The organism is Streptococcus caballi DSM 19004, from assembly GCF_000379985.1.
Lineage (GTDB): Bacteria > Bacillota > Bacilli > Lactobacillales > Streptococcaceae > Streptococcus > Streptococcus caballi.
Genome location: NZ_KB904063.1, coordinates 24,594 through 46,845, shown reverse-complemented (window position 1 = coordinate 46,845; position 22,252 = coordinate 24,594). Strand labels below are relative to the sequence as shown.

Sequence of the window (22,252 nt, the reverse complement as noted above, 5' to 3'; positions counted from 1 at the left end):
GAGACTCACATGACAAAAGAAGACTTTTTAGAACAGCTAAGCAAGCAACTCAATCATCTTCCACAAAATGATTACGATGACATCATAGAGCACTTTGAAGAATATTTTGACGAAGCTGGTTCAGAAAATGAAGACGTAATCATTGAAGAACTGGGAGAACCACAAAAACTTGCTAAAGAATTACTAACTGCTATGAACCTTCCACCGGCTGAAGATAAGGACAACGAAGCTGACTGGACAAACTGGAATCTGCCTTCAACGCTTGTCAAAAAAGAATTTGATGATGTTAGCATTCTTGATTTTTCTTTACTCAATCGTCCGATTGAAATCAAAACAGGTAATGTTTCACGTATAACATTGACCTATTATCAAGAAAGCGGCGATTTTTCGCCAATCGGCTATCAAGTCGTTGACAGTACTTTACAAATATCCGAAAATCAACAAGTAAAAAATGAGAAAAGCCTTTTCAAGCTCTTCTCACTCCATTTTCTAGAATCACTCAAAGAAACCATCACTGTAATTCTCCCCCAAACTCAGCAGATCATCAACATTAAGGGAAGACAAAACAATGGCAACATAAAATTGATTGACTTAAAAGTCAATCATGTAAACTTATCTTCTCTGAATGGTATCATTAAACTTAATAAAATTGAAACTGATCAAGCTGATCTAGACAATAAGAATGGCGCTATCAGACTTAACAACTGTCAAATTTCTCAAGGAGCTATCGAAGTAAAAAATGGTATCATTTCTCAAACAGATAGTCAGCTAACTAACTTCATCATAAAAAATAAAAATGGTAATATTCGCTTCACAGGCGGAGAAGTGAATAAGGCTGACATTGAAAATAAAAATGGCATTATCAAAATTCAAGACAGTCGCTTACAAGACCAAATCAAAATCGAAAATAAAAATGGAACCATTAAAGTAAATCTTCACCAAGATCTCCTCCCTCACACTCGTGTTCAAGTACGTAATAAAAATGGCTTTGTTCATGTCAATGAAAACACCAATACCGCCTTCCCAATCAAAGCCTACCTGCTTGTCGAAAACAAAAATGGTACTATTACCGTTGATTAAATCAAAAAGCTTAGAAATTCAATATTTCTAGGCTTTTTAACTTTTTAAAATAAAAGGCTGAGCAAGGCCAAAATAGCTAGACCACCTTGCTTTAGGATAATCTTCTTGTCTGCGGTAAGGGCTCCATAAGCTGCCACTGCAACAACATTGATAAGGAAGATTGTCACAAGCTCGGTACTGTGAGAAACAAATAAACTATACAAAAGGAATACTGCAATCAACCCATTGTAAATACCTTGATTTTTAAACAAGTTGGTTACTGACGGACGTGATAATTCTTCCTTGGACATGTTAAAGACACGACCTGTAGCATCCGACTGGGTCGCAAAAGTTTCCAAATACATAATGTAAAAATGTTCCAGCGCAACTAAAGTTGCCAAAATAATCGTAATAAGTGACATTATAACTCCTCTTTCTCAAATGTAATATGCTCTAACCCCAATACTAACTTATCAAGTAATTTATCTAACTGATTCTGCTCAGTAGGCGAAAGGACCGAGACCATCTGCTCTTTAGCAGAAAGATGCTGCTGAGGTGGTTTTGTCACCAGTTCTTCCCTAGCCTTATTTGTCAAATTAACCATCATTTCACGTTGATTGTTTTCATTACGCTGACGCGAAATATAGCCACCCTCCTCTAAAACACGCAAATGCCTTGTAATAGCAGCTTGATCAATCTGTAAAACTTCCTGTAAAGCAACTTGACGACAGGGAGCCAATTCCAACAAGCGATGTAAAATCTCATACCTTGTTAAACTAATTCCTAGCTGTCCTTCAAAAAGCTGGCTTATTTTTTGATCTGTTAACTTTAACTTATAAAGCAATCTACTTAAATCAGACATCTAATCATCCTTGATAAATCAATAATTGATTAGTCAAGTATAGAATTTCTAAACTAAAAATGCAAATGATTTGCTCAGAAAATAAACTGAGAAGAAATCAATTCTCCTCAGTTTATCTAATCAATCTTTTTTAGGTCGGTAAATCAAGATTGCTAGAACCATGAAAGCCACTAAGAATCCTATTAGCAAACCAACTTCTTTTCCAATAGAACCAGTCATGGAAATGGTTTGGCGGAGTCCTGAGACAATATAGGACATTGGCAAATACGGGTGTACCACCTGGAAGAAACGCGGACTAAGCTCAATTGGGTAAGATCCTCCAGCTGAACCAACTTGGATCAAGAGCATTAGGAGAGAAAGGAAGGAACCATAGCGGTCATCCCAACCAACTAGTGCTGTTACCAAAGCCATCAAGGTCCAGCCACTCAAGATGATAAAGAAGAGCGTCTCCCAGCCATGGTTAGCTTCGAATCCAAGAAGCTGGATAGCACCATACAGAACGATTGAACCCGCTGTCGAAATAACACCATTGATAAGTAGTTTACGTCTTGCCCATTCAAAGCGATCTTTTGCAGGACGACCAGACAAGGAGCTAGCAAAAATAACATTGGTTGACAGGGCAACAACCATAAGCGATACCGCAATCATATAAGGTGCCATACCAATACCGTTGGTCTTGACACTATCTGTATCTTTATGTTTAGCTGCTACAGGACTTGAAACCAATTTAGCATTTTGGTTTTTAACAGAAACAAGAGACAGTTGATTTCCAGCCTTGCTCAATGAACTTGTTAATTGAGCAGCACCTGTTGACAAACTTGTCAATCCACTTGTCAGGGTATTGCTGCCATCAGCCAGCTTACTTGAGCCTGAAGCAATCTGATTCGCCCCATCTGCTAGTTTAGCCGTACCACTCGTCAATTGACCTGAGTTGGCAACAAGTTTATCTGCACCTGACTTAGCACTTGAGGCACCATTTGTTAATTGGTCATTGTTGGCAGCAAGTTTGGCCGCACCATTGTTAATTTCAAAAACGGCATTAGTGTAGGCAGTCACACCAGTCAACAAGCTTGTTGAGCCTGTTGCTAACTGACTGTTCAGAAGTGACACACCACTAGCAACTTGTTGACTTGCAGGTACTACTTTTTTATTTAATTGACTATTTACTTGATCAATACCACCTGATAAAGTGTTCAATGCTTCTACAGCTCCTGGTAGAGCAACGTTGGCTTGACCTGCTAACTGACTAACACCTAATTGCAACTGACTTAATTTTTCTTGAATAGCACTAGACTGAAGGCTAGATTGTAAACTTGTTAAACTAGCTTGCATTCCTTGGATATCTTGTAAAATGGCTTGAGCAGAAGAGATAACGGAAGAGGGGGCACCAGTCAAAGCAGCACTAATTTGCGACTGCTGATCAGCAGATAGACTTTGATAAGCAGATGTTGCTTTAACAGCCTCTAGTTGATTAGTTCTATCAGTCTGACTGGCCGTTAAAATAGCTTGCGCTTGATTTGCCATATCGCTTAAATAATTTGCAATTCCACTTGTATCAATATTTGTTGAAGACAAGGAGAGATTTGAAACTGTAGTATTCAATTGATTAATAGCGTCATTTAATTGCGGTAGGCCGGTCGTTAATTGACTAACTTGATTTTTCTGTTCGTCAGATAAATTGGTTGCCGATGCTAATTTTTCTAAACCTGTACTCAATTGATTGGCACCATCTGCTAATTTTTGAACCTGGCCTGTGCTCTCTTTTAATTGAGCAACACCATTGACGAGCTGATTAGACTGACTGGCTAATTTTTGACTGCCTTCTGAAAGAGTTTTAACACCACCAGTATAAGTATTTAACCCATTAGACAAAGTGCCCAAACCCGTGGACAATTGACCAACTCCATCTGTATAAGTTATCAAACCATTATTAAGCGTTCCAACACCATCTGCTAAAGTCTGACTTGATGAGGATAGTGTGCCAAGATTAGAAGTGATAGTTTGACTACCATTCTCCAACCTTTGCGCACCATTGACAAGTTCTTGCCCACCAGAACAGGCTTTTTTCATCCCAGACTGAAGTGTCCTCATGCTTTTGAAAACAGCCTTAGTATAAGTCTGAGTAATATTCTTAGCTACGGTCTCCTTAAGCTTGGTCATAGCAGAATCACTCATCTTTGAAGCAACCACGCTACGACCAGCTGTCGTTTGGTATTTAATATCTAACTTCTCTGGATTATCTGTTAAAAGCGTTGTAGCTTTCTTGGACAAATCTTTTGGAAGAGTGATAATCATATAATAATCACCATCCTTGAGACCTTGCTTAGCCTTTTGACTAGAGACAAAATGATAGTCTAAAGCCTTATTTTTAGACATACTGTCAACCATATCATGGCCGATTGATAGTGTCTTATCATTCAACTTAGCCTTTTTATCCTGATTGACAACCGCAACTGGTAGGTTGTCAACATTGCCATAAGGATCCCACATTGAACCTAAAAATGATAGGTTATAAAGCGCAGGAATCAAAGAAACACCGATCATGGTCACCCATAACTTTGGACTCTTAATAAGAGCCTTTAATTCATCTAACATATTTTCTCCTAATTGGACACACTGTTCAAAATTTATGATAAAATATATTATACAAGGATAAATTTGAATTTCAAGACATAAGAAGACGTTTTTAGACATATTGTCCAAAAATGTTCAAAAGGAGACTGTATGACTAAAGATAAGCGAAAGGAAAATACAAAAATGGCCATTCAGAATGCCATGGTCACCTTGTTAAAAACAGAAAGTTTCGATGATATAACAACTATCAAACTGGCTAAGGTGGCTGGAATTAGCCGTTCTGGCTTTTACACACATTTCAAAGATAAATATGAGATGATTGATTCTTATCAACAGACCCTCTTTAATAAGCTGGAATATATTTTTGATAAGCATGAAAATAACAAGGAAAAGGCCTTCCTAGAGATTTTTGAATTTTTAAAAAGAGAACAGCTCCTGTCTGCTCTTATCTCATCTAACGGAACACGAGAAATTCAGGCTTTCATTGTCAATAAAGTTCGTATTCTTATCAATACTGACTTGCAGGATAAGTTTGGCCGAGAAGATTTCAAGGAGTTTGAAAAAGATTATAGTAGCATCTACTTGGCCTACGCTTTTTTTGGACTCTGTCAGACCTGGATTGCTAGAGGTAAGAAAGAATCTCCACAAGAAATGACAAATTTTGTTCTAAAAATTTTACCTAAATAACAAGCAAAAAAGCCATCTGAATAAACAGATGACTTTTCTTTATAAACGATTTTAAAATTAAAGTTGTTTGTTGTAGTATTCAACGACAAGTGCTTCGTTGATTTCTGGATTAATTTCATCACGTTCTGGAAGGCGAGTCAGTGAACCTTCAAGCTTTTCAGCATCAAACGATACGAATGCTGGACGTCCAACAACAGCTTCAACAGCTTCAAGGATAGCTGGAACTTTAGCTGATTTTTCACGAACTGAAATCACTTGGCCAACTTCAACACGGTATGATGGGATATCAACACGTTTCCCGTCGACAAGGATGTGACCGTGGTTTACGAATTGACGAGCTTGACGACGAGTAGTTGCAAGACCCAAACGGTAAACAACGTTGTCAAGACGACGCTCAAGGAGAGTCATAAAGTTGAAACCAAGTGTTCCACCTTTAACTTTTGAAGCTTGAACGAATAAGTTACGGAATTGTTTTTCACCAACGCCGTATGAGAAACGAAGTTTTTGTTTTTCAGCCAATTGCAAACCGTATTCTGAAAGTTTTGAACGGTTATTTGGTCCGTGTTGTCCTGGTACGTAGTTACGACGTGCCAATTCTTTACCTGAGCCTGTAAGTGACAAACCAAGGCGACGTGATTGTTTCCATGATGGTCCTGTATAACGTGACATTATCATGTCCTCCTATAAAAATATAATATTGAGGAAATAGTCACTTGAAAAATCCTAGTTCGTGCAGATGCCCTTCGCCTAAACAGCCAAGGTTACTTGTCTTTCAAGGTATCTGTTGACGAGCTCTATATTTTTCCGCTGCTATTTCACACAAAGAGTATTATAGCATAGGTCTGACAATTTGTAAAATACTTTGTTAAAAATCATAGTGTTTTACCCTCTTTACAATACTGTCAATTTAATGAAAAAAAAGACCTTATGGTCTCTTTTAATCAAAATAGTGAATCAAAGTCTTTTCTGTTAAAATATCTGAGTAGGTGTACGATTCTACGTAAGAATTATTGATTGCCCCAGGCACATCGGAGCTCTCATTGTACTCAACAATAAATAAAGATGGATAGACTTCTGTCAGACGACCAACTTTATTCTTTTCACGCTTACGACCATTTTCAAGAGTCAGCTCCACTAATTGACCTTCATGAGCTTTAATATCTTCCTTGATTTTTTTCATTTTAGCTACATCTGTAAATGCATCACTCATTTTTATCTCCTTATCTTTCTTCAAATTGAGCTATACTAGAAAATTTATTATATTCTTTTTGAAACATTAATTTAACCGTACCACGAGCTCCTGAACGGTTTTTTTCAAGAATAACTTCAATGGTGTTATCCTCAACAGCATCCTCAGCTTCCTGCCCTTCCTTACGATAATAATCATCTCGATAAAGGAAAGCAACAATATCCGCGTCCTGCTCAATAGAACCTGATTCACGAATATCAGATAGGACAGGTCTTTTATCCTGACGTTGCTCAACGCCACGTGAAAGCTGACTCAAAGCGATAACTGGTACCTTCAATTCCTTGGCCAAAATTTTTAGCTGGCGGGAAATATCTGAAACTTCTTGTTGACGATTTTCGGGACGAGTTCCTGTAATCAACTGCAAGTAGTCAATAACGATTAAGCCCAAACCTCCTTCAACTTCCTGAGATAATTTTCTGGAGCGAGCACGAATTTCAGTAATTTTAATACCTGGCGTGTCATCAATATAAATCGGTGCATCTGCCAGAGCACCCTGAGCAATAGTAACATTGTTCCATTCTTGGTCTGTCAATTGCCCTGTTCTCAGATTGTGGGAATCAACCATTCCCTCTGCTGCTAACATTCGGTCAACAAGACTCTCTGCCCCCATTTCCAAAGAAAAAATTGCAACAGCCTTATTTTGCTTGGTTCCAACGTTCTGGGCGATATTGAGAACAAAAGCAGTTTTTCCGACGGCAGGACGTGCTGCTAAAATGATTAGTTGATCAGGATGTAAACCTGTCGTAATTTTATCAAGATCACGAAAACCTGTTGGCAATCCAGTAACGTCTGATGTTTGTTGAGAACGAATTTCTAGATTCTCATAATTTATCTTTAAGACATCTGAAATTTTTCGGAATCCACTGCGATTACTATGTTCATTGATATCTACAAGAGCCTTTTCCGCTCCTGCAATAATCTCCTCAGAATCTGTTGTCCCTTCATAGGCTAGATTGACAGTCTCTGTCAAGCGTGAAATGATATCACGCAACATAGCTTTTTCAGCAACAATTTTCGCATAGTACTCAGCATTTGCACTGGTTGGTACACTATTAACCAGCTCAACAATATAGGATAAGCCACCTATGTTTTGCAGGTCTCCTTGGTCATCCAGAATCGTTCTGACAGTAGTCGCATCAATCGCATCATTACGGTCACTTAAAGTAATCATAGCTTTAAAGATAACTTTATGGGCATACTTATAAAAATCATCCGGCCCAATAAATTCTCTGACAGTAATCAATTTATCAGGTGAAATAAAAACGGAACCCAAAACAGATTGTTCAGCCAACAAATCTTGTGGCTGAACTCTTAATTCTGGTACTTCTGCCAAATGAACGACCTCCTATTCTAGAAAATTTGTTGCCTAGTTTAGGCTTCTCTAATAGACAGTTTAATCTCTGCTGTAACTTCTTTGTGCAGTTTTACTGGAACTTCTACAAGGCCAATGGCACGAATTGGGTGGTCTAAAACGATATGACGTTTGTCAACTTTCAAACCGAACTGTTTTTGCAGTTCTTCTGCAATTTTTTTAGCTGTAATTGAACCAAATGTACGACCGTCTGGTCCTATTTTTTCTGTAAATTGAACACGTGTCGTTTCCTTATCAAGCTCTGCCTTCACAGATTGTGCTTCTGCTAAGATCTCTGCTTGTGCTTTTTCTTGAGATTTTTGTTTTCCCCTCAACTCGCTGATAGCTTGGTTAGTAGCTTCTTTAGCTAAATTTTTCTTCAAAAGGAAATTTTGAGCGTAGCCCGTTGGAACTTCTTTAATTTCGCCTTTTTTTCCTTTACCTTTGACATCTGCTAGAAAAATAACTTTCATTATTCTGTCTCCTTACTTTCTAATAAATCTTTTTCAACAGTTTTGATTAATAAGTCTTGAACTTGCTTTACAGATAAATCAACCAATTGACAAGCAGCCAAATTAAAGTGACCGCCGCCACCCATTTCTTCCATAATCCGTTGAACATTAATTTTACTGCGGCTCCTAGCTGAAACAGATACTTTATTTGGAGCTACTCTTGTAATAACAAAACTTGCTTCAATCCCGGCCATAGATAATATAGTATCAGCAGCCTTACTAGAAATAACATTCGTATAAACTGCGTTATCTGCCCCTGTAGCAACAATAATATTGTCACGAAGTTTACGTCCCCGTAAAATAAGTTCATTAATCAAACGATATTCATCAAAATCTGTTGCTGAAATATTTTGAATTTCAACACTATCACTACCCAAAGTTCTCAAATAACTAGCAACATCGAAAGTTCGACTTGTCACCCGTGTTGAAAAATTTTTGGTATCAAGCATGATCCCAGCCATCAAAATACTAGCTTGAATCTTACTTAACTGACTTTTAGCATTTTGAAATTGAACCAGTTCTGTTACTAGCTCGCTTGCACTGCTAGCACCGCTTTCTATAAAAGTCAAAACTGAATTTTTGGGGAAATCCTCATCACGGCGATGATGATCAACGACAATGACATCTGTAAACATGCTGTAAAGTTCTTTAGAAAGTGTCAAGGATGTCTTTGAATGATCAACCATAATCAAGACTGAACGTGGTGTGACTAATTTTTGAGCTTGCTCAACCGTTATCAGCTTAGTCTGGCCATCATCTTGCAAGCGCTGAATAGCACGTCTGATATCAGGGTTTAATTCCTCTGGATTATAAACTGCATAGCTGTCAACAATCAGATTAGCTGCAAAAAATTGCATACCAACTGTAGAGCCGAGGGCATCCATATCAAGTTTCTTGTGTCCTACAACAAAAATATTATCTGCACTCTTTATGCGATCAGAAATCGCTGTCATCATGGCTCTAGTACGCGTTCTGGACCGTTTAATCGTTGATACCGTGCCACCACCAAAGTAAAGGGGCTGCTTGTAATCTTCATTTTCCTTAATGACAATTTGGTCTCCACCACGCACGAGAGCAATGTTCAAGTTTTGTAAAGCAACTTGACCAATCTTATGATGATTATCGTCACCAAAAGAAATTCCCATACTTAGTGTCAAAGGAAGCTGATGCTCTTGAGCTTGTTTGCGAAAGGCATCCAAAACATCGAATTTAGCCTCAATTAATCGTTTTAAAACATAGTAATCTGTAAAGAAATAAAAGCGATCCATGTTGACTCGACGATAAAAAATATTATTTTCTTTTGTAAAATCTGAAATAAAATTAGCCACAAAACTATTAATCTGAGAGACTTCAGCATCAGATAAGTTATCTGTAATATCGTCATAGTTATCAATTGAGATAATACCAATAACTGGCCTCAATAAAGCAGCATCTTCTAATTGTCGGTTGCCCATAGAGCTATCAAAGAAATAAAAAATACCAGAATCTAAATCCAAATAGGATGAATATTTATTGTTATCTATTTCAAATGATTGGCTAGCTGCACCATCACGCTTATTTTGGATGATTTCTTTAACAAGAGTGTCATTAAAACTTGCATCCTCTCTTGAAAAAATCAATTCTGCGTAAGGATTGAACCAAATAACTTCATTGCTAGACAAGTCAAATTGGATGACACCAACAGGCATTTTTTCAAGCAAACTTTTTAAGCTAACTTCTGTCTTACCATTCAAAAGCTCAATTTGCTCCAATTCAGACAATTCATAGGTGTCCTTTTGATAATAAAGGAGTAAAACCATGAAAGCTAATGACAAAAATATAGCCAGTAAAAGAGCGGCTTCTGACCGAAAAATCCTAACACAAATGGCAAGAAGCCCAAATAAGATTAATCCTATCAGCACAAGATGGATTGTTGCAAAACGAAATCTTTTCATTATTAACCTCTTAGTCTATGATTATACCATAAAGCAACCCTAAATTATAGAGTTGCAGGTAGGTTAAGAGATTACAATTTTATGACACAATCTATGATTTTTTACTAGCCTTCTGTTTTCCTTCTAGGTAAACCATTAAAATTGAAATATCAGCTGGGTTGACCCCAGAAATACGACTGGCTTGACCAATTGTTTCAGGATTGATTTTCTTAAATTTTTGACGAGCCTCAGTCGCAATACTGTCAATAGCATCCCAATCAATTGATGAAGGAATACGTTTTTCTTCCATACGTTTCATCTTGGCAACCTGATCAAGAGCTTTGTTGATATAACCTTCGTATTTGATTTCAGTTTCTAAAAGCTCAATGACTTTAGCATCCAGGTCCTCAGCAGCTGGACCAACAAAACTAGTTACAATATCATAATTAATTTCTGGACGACGCATAAATTCTTTTGCTGTCAAAGCATCTGTCAATGGTTTAAATCCAAGTTCTTCAATACGTTTATTAGTCTCAGCTACAGGTTTTAATTTAACAGTTGACAACCTTGTCAACTCATTATCAAACTGATTTTTACGAATTTGGAAACGCATGTAGCGTTCATCATCAACCAGACCAACTTGACGACCAATCTCTGTTAAACGCATATCAGCATTATCATGGCGTAAAATCAAACGATATTCAGCACGTGAAGTTAATAAACGATAAGGTTCAAGCGTTCCTTTAGTAACCAAATCATCAATCATGACACCAATATAAGCATCGCTGCGTTTTAAGATGAGCTCAGGTTTCCCTTGTACTTTAAGCGCAGCATTGATACCAGCAACGATTCCTTGACCAGCTGCCTCTTCATAACCTGACGTACCATTGGTTTGACCAGCTGTAAAGAGACCTGAAATTTTCTTGGTTTCAAGCGTTGCACGCAACTGGTGTGGCAAAACGATATCATACTCAATAGCATAACCTGTACGCATCATCTCAGCATTTTCAAGTCCCTTGATAGAATGAATAAGATCCTTTTGAACATCCTCTGGCAGACTCGTTGACAATCCTTGAATGTAAACTTCTTCAGTTTCCCATCCCTCAGGCTCTAAGAAGAGTTGATGACGTTCCTTGTCTGCAAAGCGTACGATTTTGTCCTCAATAGATGGACAGTAGCGTGGGCCAACACCTTTTACAATACCTGAAAACATTGGAGCACGATAGAGATTTTTGTTAATAATATCATGACTTGTTTGGTTAGTATAAGTCAACCAACAAGGAATTTGGTTCTTGAGGTAATCTTCATCATTTGACATGAATGAAAAATGATTTGGGTTTTCATCACCAGGCTGGATTTCAGTTTCATCATAGTTGATTGACGATGATTTGACACGAGGAGGAGTACCTGTTTTGAAGCGTCCAATTTCAAGTCCCAGTTCTTTCAAATTATCTGCAAGTCCGATTGAAGCCAAACTATTATTTGGGCCAGAAGAATATTTGAGCTCGCCAAGAATAATCTCACCTCGTAGAGCTGTTCCTGTCGTGATAACTACTGCTTCAGCGGAGAATTTCTGATTTGTCGCTGTGCGGACACCGACAACCTTTCCTTCTTCAACTAATACTTCTTCAATGATAGCTTGGCGCAGGGTCAGATTTTCCTGTTGTTCAACAGTATGTTTCATTGTGCGAGCATAAAGTGCTTTATCAGCTTGAGCACGAAGAGCCCGTACAGCTGGCCCTTTACCAGTATTGAGCATTTTCATCTGGATATAAGTCTTATCAATGTTCTTGCCCATCTCGCCACCAAGGGCGTCAATTTCTCGGACGACAATACCTTTGGCAGAGCCACCGATAGATGGGTTACAAGGCATGAAAGCCAGCATTTCTAGGTTAATAGTTGCAAGTAAAGTCTTACAGCCCATTCGAGCAGCTGCTAAACTAGCTTCAACACCAGCATGGCCTGCACCAACAACAATTACATCATAATTTTCAGCAAATTCCTGTGTCATTTTTTCTCCCTATACAAATAAATATCAATCATTCCCAAAAAATCCTAATTTGTGTAAACCGTTGATTTTTCTTGATGGCAATAAGCTCGAAAAGAATATAAATATTGTATTCTTTTTCAGAATGATTGGTGCATACACTACAAATATTCCAAATATAAATTTTCTTCGCTTTTATATCAATACAAGACAAAAATAGTCAAAACTCTCGAAAATTGCACGTCAAAAGACCCGCAATATCCATGAGCTTTGACCATCATAGCTATTGTTACACTAATTTTACCATTTTAGATTTAAAAGTCAATGTGAGTATAGCTGAGCGACTTATTTTTACACTGTATAAGCTTAAATATACTGACAAATTTCTCCGTCTTTATAGGCATTATCAATAATACCACCGCCAAGGCATTCATCGCCATCGTAGAAGACAACAGCTTGTCCAGGCGTAATAGCACGCTGTGGCTCAGCAAAAACAACCTCTGCTTTGTCTCCATCTACCTTTACAGTCACTTTACTATCTGGTTGACGATAACGGAATTTAGCTGTACACTCCATAGTAAATTCGTCAGGCATATCACGTGTAAAGTGGATTGTTGAAGCATCAAGTGACGTTGACATGAGTGACTCATGATAGAAACCTTGACCCACATAAAGAATATTTTGTGATAAATCTTTACCCACTACAAACCAAGGTGCATTATCGCCATCCTTTTGACCGCCAATACCAAGTCCACCGCGTTGGCCAATAGTATAATACATCAGACCTGCGTGTTCGCCCATATCACGACCATCAACAGTCATCATACGTCCTTTTTGGGCTGGTAAATAATTACTCAAGAATTCTTTAAAGTTCTTTTCACCGATAAAGCAAATACCCGTTGAGTCTTTTTTCTTAGCAGTTGCTAAACCAGCTTCTTCAGCCATACGACGCACTTCAGGTTTCTCAAGATGCCCTAAAGGAAACATTGTTTTTTGTAATTGCTCCTGTGACAGTTGACTTAAGAAATAAGTTTGGTCCTTATTGTTATCAGCACCGCGTAGCATGTGTACAGTACCGTCTTCATCGCGGTGAACTTGAGCGTAGTGGCCAGTAGCTACATAATCTGCACCTAAAGTCAAGGCATAATCAAGAAAGGCTTTAAACTTGATCTCTTTGTTACACATAACATCTGGATTCGGGGTACGACCCGCACGATATTCTGCCAAGAAATACTCAAAGACACGATCCCAATACTCTTTTTCAAAGTTAACAGAATAATAAGGAATGCCAATCTGATCTGCCACAGCAGCGACATCTTTATAATCTTCAGTCGCTGTACAAACTCCGAACTCATCTGTATCGTCCCAGTTTTTCATGAAAACACCAATAACATCGTAACCTTGTTGCTTCAAAAGCAAGGCAGTCACAGACGAATCAACACCTCCACTCATGCCGACAACGACACGTGTTTTTGAATTATCAGTCATGATAACTCCTCCCATCAAATATAAGATATACCAGCAGAAAATTTAGCTAGTATTCAATTTTTAACATAGACTTGAAGGGTCTAGTTGTTCAATAATCGATTTGAAGGTCGATTTTGATGCGTGAAAGTACACGCAAAAACTATTATAACATGAAAATTATTTTTAGAAAGAAATTCATCCTCTGTTTCCGTTTTCTTTGTTATAATATGTAAACAGAAAATCATTGAGGAGAAATTTGATGAAAAATTTAAAATTTCAGTCTGTTTTTGACATTATTGGACCTATTATGATTGGCCCATCGAGTAGTCACACAGCAGGTGCTGTTCGGATAGGCAAAGTTATTCATTCTGTTTTTGGACAGATGCCAGATGAAGTGACCTTTCACCTTTACAACTCTTTTGCCAAAACTTACAGGGGACACGGAACTGATAAGGCACTAGTGGCTGGTATTTTAGGAATGGATACTGACAATGCTGATATTAAACATTCTTTGGAGATTGCTCACCAGAAAAGCATCCGCATTTACTGGGACATTCTTAAAGATAGCAATACCCCGCACCCAAATACAGCCAAAATTACCGTCAGAAAAGGAAAAAAGAGCATGAGTATTACAGGTGTGTCAATCGGTGGCGGTAACATTGAGGTGACTGAGCTCAATGGTTTTTCTGTTTCTCTTAAAATGAATACACCAACGCTTATTATTGTTCACCAAGATATCCCTGGGATGATTGCAAAGGTAACTGACATTCTTTCGGAATATCACATTAACATTGCCCAGATGAATGTTACTCGTGAACATGCTGGTGAGAAAGCTATTATGATTATTGAAGTAGACTCACGAGACTGTCAAGATGCTGTAAAGGAAATTCAAAACATTCCACATTTACACAATGTTAATTTCTTTGATTAGAAAGGTTTACCTATGTTTTACTCTATAAAAGAACTTGTTAATCAAGCTAATAGTCGATTTAATGGCAACATAGCAGAGCTGATGATTTCGACTGAAATTGAACTAACAGGACGCAGCCGTCAGGAAATTCTCTGTATCATGTCGAAAAATTTAGAAGTCATGAAGACCTCTGTTATCAATGGCCTGACAGAAAGCAAATCACTTAGTGGTCTAACCGGTGGCGATGCTGTTAAATTAGATAAGTACATGCAAACAGGTCAAAGTCTTTCTGATACCAGTATCTTGTCTGCTGTTCGTAATGCGATGGCTGTCAATGAACTTAATGCTAAAATGGGGCTCATTTGTGCGACTCCGACTGCAGGTAGTGCTGGATGTTTGCCAGCTGTCCTATCAACTGCCATTGATAAGTTGCATTTATCTGAAAAAGAACAACTTGACTTTCTCTTTACAGCGGGAGCATTTGGTCTTGTTATCGGAAATAACGCTTCTATTTCTGGAGCTGAAGGTGGTTGCCAAGCTGAGGTTGGTTCTGCATCTGCTATGAGTGCAGCTGCTTTAGTCAAAGCTGCAGGTGGGAGTGCCAAGCAAGCCAGTCAAGCAGTTGCCTTTGTTATTAAAAATATGCTTGGGTTAATCTGTGATCCTGTAGCAGGTTTAGTTGAGGTTCCTTGTGTCAAGCGAAATGCATTAGGGGCGAGTTTTGCTCTTGTAGCAGCTGATATGGCCTTAGCTGGTATTCAGTCACAAATTCCAGTAGATGAAGTGATTGGCGCTATGTATCAAGTTGGTTCAAGCCTTCCGACTGCCTTTCGTGAAACTGCAGAAGGTGGTTTAGCCACAACACCGACTGCTAGAAGACTAAGTCAGGAGATTTTTAATCAATAACAACAACAGTTTAATTTATGAAGCATACCGAACCTCTCTATCATAATATTTGTAGAGAATTATCTATTAAAAGTTTACAAGATAGTCAATGCTTTGTCATTTTTTAAGTTCATACAGTCAATGCTATGTTTTTAATTCCTTACAAACGAGCTATTAAATGGTTAAATTTACTACAATAAACTATCAATTAGATATCAAAATAATTGATGGCTTTAAGGAACGAATGATTGCTGGTGCTTGGATTGATGCTGTCTTCACTTTGGTACAATGACAAGATTTTTTCTATTAACTGAATGACAGCGAATCCTTGCAAAAAGTTCAAGATAGGAATATTATTACTCTTGAAACAATCTTGGAAGAGTATCTAATTCTTATTGCTTCCCATGGAACAGCCATTTTAACTATTATTAATCCTTACCAAAGATAAGAAAAATCTGTCAACGAACCTTTACAATCACTTTACAGGAGAAACTCATGAACTCTATTTTATTTGACCTTGATGGAACACTTGTTGATTCCAGTATTGGTATTAAAGCAGCCTTCCGCTACACCTTTAACCAATTAAAACTCCCACTGCTAGATGACAAGCACTTGTCAACCTTTATCGGGCCACCTCTAGAAACAACATTCAGTCAGTATTTTACATCTGAGAAAGACATTACTCATGCTATCACAACCTTCCGAACTTACTACAATAACAAAGGTGTTCACCAGGTATCTGTTTATCAACATATTCCTGAACTTTTAACAAGTTTACAGGAGACTGGTAAGCACTTATTTGTTACAACTAGTAAAAACGAACCTATGGCTAAACTTATGCTCAAAGAGCAAAAACTGGATTCATACTTTGACGGTATTTATGGTGCTCTACCAGATAGATACCACAAAGCAGATGTCATTAGAGCTTGTTTAAAAGAAGAAAATATTAAGCAAAATTCTGCCATCATCATTGGAGATACAGCATTTGACATGATTGGCGCTAAAAAAGCTGGAATTAGTAGTATAGGTGTAACTTGGGGATTTGGACAAGAACTTGACCTGTTGAGCAATGGTGCAAAACTTATCTGTCATAATCCTTTGGACATTAAAAAAGCGCTTAGCTCATAATTGAGCCAAGTGCTTTTTTACTAATTAATAGCCCCAAGCAGACATACCTTGAGTATTATAAACTTTGATTGCTGTGTTAACTTGATCTTGCACTGTTGCTGTTGAGCCCCAGCCAGGCATAGTTTGGAAAAGCCCAGAGGCACCTGAAGCATTAGCAACATTCGGATTTCCGTTAGATTCACGAGCAATAATATGTTCCCAAGTTGATTGGGGAACCCCTGTTGCAGCAGCCATTTGAGCTGCTGCTGCTGAACCAATTTGACCTGCAGTATTACCGTTACTCAATGTTGCAGCTGAAGCATAAGGTGATGCTGTCGCTGCTGTTGTAATCGGTTGATATTGGTAGTCTGTGTAAGATGCTTGATAATTTTCTGCATCAGTTGTATAAACAACTTGTTCGTTTGCAACTTCAGCCTCTGATTCTGTTGCTGCAACAGTCTCTGATGATTCGGTGCTTGCCACTGTGGACGCTGAAATTGTAGAAGCAGTTTCTGACGGAGTTGTTGATGAACTAGATGAACTTGTTGACGAAGCTTGCGAATTTGAAGAAGTAGTTTTGATAACTTCTGCTTCCGCTTTAGTAGACAATGTTTTAGCTCCTAATTTTGAATTAGGCAAGAAAAACAAGACTGCAAGCACGTTAATGAGGATGAGTCCTAAACTCAAAAAAATATAAACTATACTTTTATTGGCCTTTTTAGCTCTACTATACATATAAGACAAAAATCCCCTCCACTATTATTCAGTCTACATTTTAACTTTTTATTGTTACTTAGAAATTGAAGTCATATTAAAAATATTACAGAATTATTTTGTTTTAACGAATATAGACTAGGCACAACAAACCCAGATAGTTCAAAACGTTAAGGAACCCTCCAAGATTAAACTATAACCAATTTTTCTTCAAATGTATTAGGTATGTAGATCTGATTTTTTAGACTATTAGTACCACCCATTGGCATTCCAAAAAGCAAGGGCTGCAGACCATGAACCATAGCGCGATGTCACATAATTGTCAGCCACACGCTCTTGATTTTCAGCAGACAGGTCACCATTCAAATACGACAAAGATAATTGATAACGTCCATAGTATTGTCCATTTTGTGCTGTGTAACTACCACTTGATTCACGTTGCGCAATTTCTTCTTTGGCTGCAGCATCTGATGTACTTAAATTAGATGCTGTTGAAGTAGTTGAACTTGTTGAAACTTGTGATGTACTTGTTGAAGCACTAATAGAAGTTTCAGACTTGGTTTCTTTAGTCTCATTTATTTTCAAGATTTGACCAACACTAATAAAATTAATATTGCTAATATTATTTTCTTGGGCAATAGCAGTGACACTTGTATTGTGGCTACTTGCAATTTTTGATAAAGTATCACCTGACTGAACTGTGTAAGTATCTGCATTTGCCACAAGCGGTAACGCAAGACCCGCAAGAGTTGCAAGTCCAGCGATGGTGAACTTCATTTTTTGAGATTTATTTTCTAAAATAGTTTTCATGTGTATCACACTCCATATCTTTTATGATGGGACTATGATACCTGTAAAATATTACTCTGGGTTTGGTCTCCTATTAAAAATATTACAAGTCAGTTATGAGAACATAAAGAAAACGCCTTCTAGCAAGACGTTTTAGTTTGATTTAAGGAAAAATAGCAGAGCTCCTATGATAATCATTACTAGTAAAACTAAACTATCCTTCATTTTCCACTCCAGCAAGCGATATTTGCTTCGTCCATCGCCACCTTGATAACCACGTGCTTCCATGGCGATAGCCAGAGCATCTGCTCTTTTAAAACTAGAAGCAAAGAGTGGAATAAGGATTGGAATAATAGATTTGACCTTCTGAACCAGGTTTCCTTCACCAAAATCCACTCCACGCGCCCGCTGAGCATTCATAATTCGCGTAGTATCATCCATCAGAGTAGGAACAAAACGCAGACTGAGTGAGAGCATAAGACCAATTTCATGCGCAGGCACCCTAAAGCGCGCGAAAGGTTTAAGCAGAGATTCTACTGCATCAGCCAAACTCAGTGGTGTTGTTGTCAGTGTCAATAGAGTTGAAAAGAAAATAATCAAAACAAATCTCATGAAAATAAGCGCAGCTTGACTGATGCCATAGCTACTAATTTCAATAATTCCCCACTTAAACAAGGCCTGCCCGCCATGGGTAAAAAGCATTTGAAAAATGGTTGTAAAGAGAATAATCCCAATCATGGGCTTAATACCATTTAGAAAGAAACTTAGTTTGACTTGAGAAAGCAAGATAATAAGCATAGTAAAGACAAACATCAAGATATTTGTCAAAATATTGTTAGCCCAAAAGATAGTGACAATATAAATAATCATAGCCAACAACTTACTTCTTGGATCCAATCGATGAATGATTGAATTTCCAGGAATGTAGCGACCGAGAATCAACTTATCCACGCTTAATTGCCTCCTTAAACTCATCAATCGTAATCGGCAGAGACTGAAGACTCAATCCCCGTTTGACCAATCTATCAGCAAATTTAGTGATTTTAGGGACACCTAGCTGTTTACTCTCTAGAAAATCAACATCTTGAAAAACATCCTTAGGTTTTCCTGATAAGACTAATTTACCAGCTTCCAGGACATAAACAAAGTCAGCATAATCAGCCACATCGTCCATTAAATGCGTCACTAAAACAAGGGTCATACCGGACTGATGTAAGTCTTTAAATAGTGTCATCAATTCTTTACGACCTTTGGGGTCCAAACCAGCTGTCGGTTCATCTAAGACAAGCACCTGCGGCTCCATAGCCAAAATTCCCGCAATAGCTACACGGCGCATCTGACCACCTGATAACTCAAAAGGATTTTTATCAAAAAATTCTTCCTTGATTCCAACCATGGCCAATTTTTCACGTGCTAATTTTTCGGCATTTTCCTCAGAAATACCAAAATTTTGGGGTCCGAAGGCAACATCTTTGAGAACTGTCTCTTCAAACAGCTGACTCTCAGGAAATTGAAAAACGAGACCAACCTTTTGACGGATAGACTTAATATCCTTATTTTTAGAAGTTGCTGTAATCACCTTATCGTCAATTGTGACACTACCTTCAGTTGGTACATTAAGCCCATTTAAAAGCTGCATGATAGTTGATTTTCCCGAACCTGTGTGCCCGATGAAGGCGGTGTAGGAACCATCTTTAATCTCTAGGTTAATGTCAAAAAGGGCACGCCCTTCAAAAGGAGTCCCTGCTTGATAAGTATAACTGACATTCTTTAAAGTAATTCCCATAGCTGATCCTCTAATTCTTTTTCTGTGAGATAGTTGCTTTCAAAATGAAAACCGCTGGTCTGCAAAACTGACATTAAATTAGCTGTAAAAGGAATATCTAAACCTAGCGCCAATAATTCATCACCTCTAGTAAATAGATCCCGTGGTGTTGAACTTGATTCGACACGACCATTTTTCATAACCAAAACACGATCACTGAGAGCAACCTCGTCCAAATCATGAGTGATTGAGATAACAGTCATCTGGTACTGTTCACGAATATCACGGATAGTTTTAATCAACTCCATACGTCCCTCTGGATCCAGCATACTAGTAGCTTCATCCAAGATAATAATGCTTGGTCGCATTGCTACTGCACCAGCAATAGCAACCCTTTGCTTTTGACCGCCGGAAAGCCTAGATGGTTCACGACTGGCAAAATCTGACATGCCAACTAGTTCAAGTGCTTCTTTGACACGAGATTTCATTTCTTCAATGGAAATTCCTTTATTTTCAAGTCCGAAGGCTACATCGTCTTCAACTGTCGCACCAACAAATTGATTATCAGGATTTTGAAAAACCATGCCAATTTTGTGACGAATTGTCCAAACATTTTTTTCACTCAGCTCTTCACCTTCAATAAAAATTTGCCCAGACTCTGCTTCTAAAAGTCCATCAATCAGACGAACAGTCGTAGATTTTCCTGAACCATTATGGCCAATAATAGAGAGCCACTCACCCTGTTTCACGTGAAACGATACATCGTCCAACGTGTAATGTTCTTGATTGTCCTCGTACTTGAACTTAATATTTTTTACATCAACAGTATTTGTCATCTGTTATTTAAAGGTATCCTTAAATAGGAAACCTGCTCCTTTGAAATAATCGTAACCTGAATAAATCGTAAAGAAAAGTGAAACATAGAGCATGACACTTCCAATAAAAGTAAAATGACACAGTAGCAAAATAACAGCAAACATTTGTGTCGCAGTTTTGATTTTTCCTGGCATAGCCGCTGCAAGAACTGTTCCACCAGTTTCAACCAACAGAAGACGTAAGCCAGTCACTGCTAATTCACGGCAAATGATGACAGCTGCAACCCAGGCTGGAGCCATTTTCAAGCCAACCAACATGATAAAGGCACTCATAACAAGCATCTTGTCTGCCAAAGGATCCGCAAATTTACCAAAATTTGTCACTACATGCCATTTTCGAGCCAGATAACCATCCAAATAATCTGTCAGGCTAGCGATTGCGAAAATCACTGCGGCAGCAATATGCCACCCCCTGCTAGCCGACATGGAAGTGATGATTAAAAATAGTGGAATCATTATGATTCGAATAATAGTTAATAAATTAGGAATGTTTTCTTTTTTTAGCATTTACTCACCTTGCTTCGTCAATGTAATATAACTTAAATCCGTACTGGTCAAAGCAGACAGATCCAGCGGTTGATCATTAATCGTGATACTGATACCTTGGGTAATACCTAAAGTGATGGTAGAAGAAGTTGCATCTGCAGCTAAAGTCGTTGTGAGACTGTTATTATCTGGAGTCAGTGTTACTTCGTCCGAACCATTTTCAGTATTAGTAACAGAAATCCAGCTTCTCTCTTGACCTGAATAGCCAATATTGATTTTTACAGAAGATGTATTGGCTAAAGTTACTGCTAGAGTATTTCCTTGACCTTCTGTGCTTACAACTATTGATGCTGATGAAGAGGGGGCTTGGCTAGAATCACTTGCTTGCTGATCTTGGCTGGCCGCTGAACTAACGAGAGAGCTAGCTGGTTCTTTTGTTTTCTGCTCACTTTTCAATTGTTGCCAAACAAAATAGAAAATAAAGGAAAGAATGGCTAAAGTTAAAAGGCAGAGGACAATAACTGGCAGAGCCGATTTTTTTTCGTTATCTGCCCGGTGTCGACTTAAGCGAGACTCCTTGATAATATCGGTTGGCAATTCATCTCTTGACTGATTTGAGATATGTGTCTCTTTCACAACCCTATTTTCTATTGCATTCTTTTTGGAAACTTCTTGTTTAGGTTCCTGTTTTTTTAGTTTCGTTGAATAGACTGGTTCCTTTTGAGTATTTTGAACACTTAACTTTTCTTCAACTCGTTTGGCAATAGGATTTGCGTGAACGGCCTCAGGCTGAGCAAGCTGATTACGATAGAGTTTTAGTAGCTCTTCAGCATTCAAATCAGTAGCTTTGGCATAACTTTGTAAATAGTGATTAATTTGGTCTTTGGTAATAATCTTAAACTGATCTAACTCTAAGGCCAACAAGTGATGGGTGGGAATTTTAGTCGCTTTCTCAACGTCACCCAATGTTAAATTTTTCTGTACGCGAGTTTCTCTCAGAAGCTCTCCTACCGTTTTTGATTTCATACATGTTCCTCAAATTAATATAATCGTTCTTATT

The 22,252-nt window shown here is 38.0% G+C and carries 22 protein-coding genes; 5 read left to right on the top strand and 17 right to left on the bottom strand.

Annotation, left to right across the window (positions count from 1 at the left end; genetic code table 11):
* Positions 1-9 precede the first annotated feature (9 nt).
* Positions 10-1,080, top strand: coding sequence for a DUF4097 family beta strand repeat-containing protein (locus tag A3GS_RS11965; RefSeq protein WP_018363646.1), 1,071 nt, complete (start codon positions 10-12; stop codon positions 1,078-1,080).
* 44 nt (positions 1,081-1,124) lie between these two features.
* Here the strand turns inward: A3GS_RS11965 and A3GS_RS0101435 are convergent, their stop codons facing one another.
* The 3 genes from A3GS_RS0101435 to A3GS_RS0101425 form a co-directional block, all read right to left on the bottom strand.
* On the bottom strand, positions 1,125-1,481 hold the full coding sequence (locus A3GS_RS0101435; protein ID WP_018363645.1) for a DUF1304 domain-containing protein: 357 nt from the start codon (positions 1,479-1,481) through the stop codon (positions 1,125-1,127).
* A complete protein-coding gene (locus A3GS_RS0101430; protein ID WP_018363644.1) occupies positions 1,481-1,921 on the bottom strand; it encodes a MarR family winged helix-turn-helix transcriptional regulator in 441 nt (146 codons plus the stop codon). The genes A3GS_RS0101435 and A3GS_RS0101430 overlap by 1 nt, the downstream gene beginning before the upstream one ends.
* A 120-nt stretch (positions 1,922-2,041) precedes the next feature.
* Positions 2,042-4,516, bottom strand: a complete 2,475-nt coding sequence (locus A3GS_RS0101425; protein ID WP_018363643.1) for a YhgE/Pip domain-containing protein — start codon at positions 4,514-4,516, stop codon at positions 2,042-2,044.
* A 129-nt stretch (positions 4,517-4,645) separates the two neighbouring features.
* On the opposite strand from A3GS_RS0101425, the gene A3GS_RS0101420 reads away from it, so the two are divergent.
* Positions 4,646-5,182: a TetR/AcrR family transcriptional regulator gene (locus A3GS_RS0101420; protein ID WP_018363642.1), complete on the top strand. Its 537-nt coding sequence runs from the start codon at positions 4,646-4,648 to the stop codon at positions 5,180-5,182.
* A 57-nt stretch (positions 5,183-5,239) separates the two neighbouring features.
* Here the strand turns inward: A3GS_RS0101420 and rpsD are convergent, their stop codons facing one another.
* The 7 genes from rpsD to mnmA all read right to left on the bottom strand — a co-directional run bounded on the left by rpsD (position 5,240) and on the right by mnmA (position 13,682).
* Entirely contained in the window at positions 5,240-5,851 is a 612-nt protein-coding gene (gene rpsD / locus A3GS_RS0101415) for a 30S ribosomal protein S4 (protein ID WP_018363641.1), read from the bottom strand.
* A 268-nt stretch (positions 5,852-6,119) separates the two neighbouring features.
* Entirely contained in the window at positions 6,120-6,392 is a 273-nt protein-coding gene (locus tag A3GS_RS0101410; RefSeq protein WP_018363640.1) for a Veg family protein, read from the bottom strand.
* A 10-nt stretch (positions 6,393-6,402) separates the two neighbouring features.
* Positions 6,403-7,764 carry a replicative DNA helicase gene (dnaB, locus tag A3GS_RS0101405; RefSeq protein ID WP_018363639.1) on the bottom strand — a complete coding sequence of 454 codons (1,362 nt, stop codon included), beginning with the start codon at positions 7,762-7,764 and terminating at the stop codon, positions 6,403-6,405.
* 38 nt (positions 7,765-7,802) lie between these two features.
* Positions 7,803-8,255, bottom strand: a complete 453-nt coding sequence (gene rplI / locus A3GS_RS0101400; RefSeq protein ID WP_018363638.1) for a 50S ribosomal protein L9 — start codon at positions 8,253-8,255, stop codon at positions 7,803-7,805.
* The gene (locus A3GS_RS0101395; protein WP_018363637.1) at positions 8,255-10,228 is read right to left on the bottom strand and encodes a DHH family phosphoesterase; all 1,974 of its coding nucleotides are present in this window, start codon (positions 10,226-10,228) and stop codon (positions 8,255-8,257) included. Before A3GS_RS0101395 ends, rplI begins: the two co-directional genes overlap by 1 nt.
* A gap of 91 nt (positions 10,229-10,319) precedes the next feature.
* Positions 10,320-12,218 (bottom strand): tRNA uridine-5-carboxymethylaminomethyl(34) synthesis enzyme MnmG, encoded by a 1,899-nt coding sequence (mnmG, locus tag A3GS_RS0101390; protein ID WP_018363636.1) that lies wholly within the window; start codon positions 12,216-12,218, stop codon positions 10,320-10,322.
* 342 nt (positions 12,219-12,560) lie between these two features.
* Positions 12,561-13,682, bottom strand: a complete 1,122-nt coding sequence (gene mnmA / locus A3GS_RS0101385) for a tRNA 2-thiouridine(34) synthase MnmA (protein WP_018363635.1) — start codon at positions 13,680-13,682, stop codon at positions 12,561-12,563.
* Positions 13,683-13,920: 238 nt separating this feature from the next.
* Here mnmA and sdaAB point away from each other — a divergent pair, with 238 nt between their 5' ends.
* The 3 genes from sdaAB (at position 13,921) to A3GS_RS0101365 (ending at position 16,584) form a co-directional block, all read left to right on the top strand.
* Positions 13,921-14,592, top strand: coding sequence for an L-serine ammonia-lyase, iron-sulfur-dependent subunit beta (sdaAB, locus tag A3GS_RS0101380; protein ID WP_018363634.1), 672 nt, complete (start codon positions 13,921-13,923; stop codon positions 14,590-14,592).
* Positions 14,593-14,604: 12 nt separating this feature from the next.
* A complete protein-coding gene (gene sdaAA / locus A3GS_RS0101375) occupies positions 14,605-15,477 on the top strand; it encodes an L-serine ammonia-lyase, iron-sulfur-dependent, subunit alpha (protein WP_018363633.1) in 873 nt (290 codons plus the stop codon).
* Between the two features lie 474 nt (positions 15,478-15,951).
* A complete protein-coding gene (locus A3GS_RS0101365) occupies positions 15,952-16,584 on the top strand; it encodes an HAD hydrolase-like protein (protein ID WP_018363631.1) in 633 nt (210 codons plus the stop codon).
* Positions 16,585-16,608: 24 nt separating this feature from the next.
* Here A3GS_RS0101365 and A3GS_RS0101360 read toward each other — a convergent pair whose 3' ends face one another.
* From A3GS_RS0101360 to A3GS_RS0101330, 7 genes are all read right to left on the bottom strand, one after another.
* Positions 16,609-17,298, bottom strand: a complete 690-nt coding sequence (locus tag A3GS_RS0101360; RefSeq protein ID WP_018363630.1) for a transglycosylase SLT domain-containing protein — start codon at positions 17,296-17,298, stop codon at positions 16,609-16,611.
* A 228-nt stretch (positions 17,299-17,526) separates the two neighbouring features.
* Positions 17,527-18,087: an aggregation-promoting factor gene (apf, locus tag A3GS_RS0101355; RefSeq protein WP_018363629.1), complete on the bottom strand. Its 561-nt coding sequence runs from the start codon at positions 18,085-18,087 to the stop codon at positions 17,527-17,529.
* A 132-nt stretch (positions 18,088-18,219) separates the two neighbouring features.
* Positions 18,220-19,017, bottom strand: a complete 798-nt coding sequence (locus tag A3GS_RS0101350) for an energy-coupling factor transporter transmembrane component T family protein (RefSeq protein ID WP_018363628.1) — start codon at positions 19,015-19,017, stop codon at positions 18,220-18,222.
* A complete protein-coding gene (locus A3GS_RS0101345) occupies positions 19,010-19,852 on the bottom strand; it encodes an energy-coupling factor ABC transporter ATP-binding protein (RefSeq protein ID WP_018363627.1) in 843 nt (280 codons plus the stop codon). Before A3GS_RS0101345 ends, A3GS_RS0101350 begins: the two co-directional genes overlap by 8 nt.
* Entirely contained in the window at positions 19,837-20,667 is an 831-nt protein-coding gene (locus A3GS_RS0101340; RefSeq protein WP_018363626.1) for an energy-coupling factor ABC transporter ATP-binding protein, read from the bottom strand. The genes A3GS_RS0101345 and A3GS_RS0101340 overlap by 16 nt, the downstream gene beginning before the upstream one ends.
* Positions 20,668-20,670: 3 nt before the next feature.
* The gene (pgsA, locus tag A3GS_RS0101335; protein ID WP_018363625.1) at positions 20,671-21,213 is read right to left on the bottom strand and encodes a CDP-diacylglycerol--glycerol-3-phosphate 3-phosphatidyltransferase; all 543 of its coding nucleotides are present in this window, start codon (positions 21,211-21,213) and stop codon (positions 20,671-20,673) included.
* The gene (locus A3GS_RS0101330; protein WP_018363624.1) at positions 21,214-22,218 is read right to left on the bottom strand and encodes a helix-turn-helix domain-containing protein; all 1,005 of its coding nucleotides are present in this window, start codon (positions 22,216-22,218) and stop codon (positions 21,214-21,216) included.
* Positions 22,219-22,252: the final 34 nt, after the last annotated feature.

Excerpts from the sequence above, each read along its gene's own strand:
- A3GS_RS11965 (WP_018363646.1), top strand. The coding sequence starts at position 10 with ATGACAAAAGAAGACTTTTTAGAACAGCTAAGCAAGCAACTCAATCAT.
- A3GS_RS0101435 (WP_018363645.1), bottom strand. The coding sequence starts at position 1,481 with ATGTCACTTATTACGATTATTTTGGCAACTTTAGTTGCGCTGGAACAT.
- A3GS_RS0101430 (WP_018363644.1), bottom strand. The coding sequence starts at position 1,921 with ATGTCTGATTTAAGTAGATTGCTTTATAAGTTAAAGTTAACAGATCAA.
- A3GS_RS0101425 (WP_018363643.1), bottom strand. The coding sequence starts at position 4,516 with ATGTTAGATGAATTAAAGGCTCTTATTAAGAGTCCAAAGTTATGGGTG.
- A3GS_RS0101420 (WP_018363642.1), top strand. The coding sequence starts at position 4,646 with ATGACTAAAGATAAGCGAAAGGAAAATACAAAAATGGCCATTCAGAAT.
- rpsD (WP_018363641.1), bottom strand. The coding sequence starts at position 5,851 with ATGTCACGTTATACAGGACCATCATGGAAACAATCACGTCGCCTTGGT.
- A3GS_RS0101410 (WP_018363640.1), bottom strand. The coding sequence starts at position 6,392 with ATGAGTGATGCATTTACAGATGTAGCTAAAATGAAAAAAATCAAGGAA.
- rplI (WP_018363638.1), bottom strand. The coding sequence starts at position 8,255 with ATGAAAGTTATTTTTCTAGCAGATGTCAAAGGTAAAGGAAAAAAAGGC.
- A3GS_RS0101395 (WP_018363637.1), bottom strand. The coding sequence starts at position 10,228 with ATGAAAAGATTTCGTTTTGCAACAATCCATCTTGTGCTGATAGGATTA.
- mnmG (WP_018363636.1), bottom strand. The coding sequence starts at position 12,218 with ATGACACAGGAATTTGCTGAAAATTATGATGTAATTGTTGTTGGTGCA.
- mnmA (WP_018363635.1), bottom strand. The coding sequence starts at position 13,682 with ATGACTGATAATTCAAAAACACGTGTCGTTGTCGGCATGAGTGGAGGT.
- sdaAB (WP_018363634.1), top strand. The coding sequence starts at position 13,921 with ATGAAAAATTTAAAATTTCAGTCTGTTTTTGACATTATTGGACCTATT.
- sdaAA (WP_018363633.1), top strand. The coding sequence starts at position 14,605 with ATGTTTTACTCTATAAAAGAACTTGTTAATCAAGCTAATAGTCGATTT.
- A3GS_RS0101365 (WP_018363631.1), top strand. The coding sequence starts at position 15,952 with ATGAACTCTATTTTATTTGACCTTGATGGAACACTTGTTGATTCCAGT.
- A3GS_RS0101360 (WP_018363630.1), bottom strand. The coding sequence starts at position 17,298 with ATGTATAGTAGAGCTAAAAAGGCCAATAAAAGTATAGTTTATATTTTT.
- apf (WP_018363629.1), bottom strand. The coding sequence starts at position 18,087 with ATGAAAACTATTTTAGAAAATAAATCTCAAAAAATGAAGTTCACCATC.
- A3GS_RS0101345 (WP_018363627.1), bottom strand. The coding sequence starts at position 19,852 with ATGGGAATTACTTTAAAGAATGTCAGTTATACTTATCAAGCAGGGACT.
- A3GS_RS0101340 (WP_018363626.1), bottom strand. The coding sequence starts at position 20,667 with ATGACAAATACTGTTGATGTAAAAAATATTAAGTTCAAGTACGAGGAC.
- pgsA (WP_018363625.1), bottom strand. The coding sequence starts at position 21,213 with ATGCTAAAAAAAGAAAACATTCCTAATTTATTAACTATTATTCGAATC.
- A3GS_RS0101330 (WP_018363624.1), bottom strand. The coding sequence starts at position 22,218 with ATGAAATCAAAAACGGTAGGAGAGCTTCTGAGAGAAACTCGCGTACAG.